The sequence below is a fragment of the Paraburkholderia sp. RL17-381-BIF-C genome, from assembly GCF_046026435.1.
Taxonomy (GTDB): domain Bacteria; phylum Pseudomonadota; class Gammaproteobacteria; order Burkholderiales; family Burkholderiaceae; genus Paraburkholderia.
On the sequence record NZ_JARESX010000212.1, the window covers coordinates 1 to 660 of the forward strand.

General features: G+C 64.5%; 1 protein-coding gene. It reads left to right on the forward strand.

Annotated elements, in window-relative coordinates; all coding sequences use genetic code 11:
- Positions 1-660 (forward strand): IS256 family transposase (locus P0D70_RS36735; protein WP_408188127.1); only part of this gene is annotated, 660 nt, incomplete at both ends.

Consider the following 660-nt stretch of genomic DNA (forward strand, 5'->3'; position numbering starts at 1 on the left):
GCCTGCACTGCCAGAAGCGCTGCTCGATGAACTGGTGAAGGGCCCGATGACGCCCGCCGAGGTTCAGGACCTGATGCTGGCGTTCAACAAGGCACTGATCGAGCGGGCGATGGGCGCCGAGATGAGCATGCATCTGGGCTACCGGCCCGGCCAGCCCAGGCCCTCTGAGCAGACCAACGAGCGCAACGGCGCCAGCGGCAAGACGGTGATCACCGAGCGCGGCCCGGTCAGGGTCGATCTGCCGCGCGACCGCGATGGCAGCTTCGAGCCGATCCTGATTCCCAAACACGAGCGCCGATTCACGGGCTTCGACGAGCGCATTATCGCGATGTACGCCCGGGGCATGAGCGTGCGCGAGATTCAGGCGTTTCTGGCCGAAAGCTACAGCACCGAGGTCTCCCCCGACTTCATCAGCTCGGTCACCGACGAAGTCATGGCCGAAACGCTCGCCTGGCAGAGCCGTCCGCTCGAGCCGATGTATCCGGTGGTGTTCTTCGACGCGCTGCGCGTGAAGATCCGTGGCGACGGCGTGGTGAGCAACAAGGCAGTGTATCTGGCGCTGGGCATCCAGGCCGACGGTCAGCGCGACGTGCTCGGCCTGTGGATCGAGCAGACCGAAGGTGCGAAGTTCTGGCTGAAGGTGTTCAACGAACTGAAGAC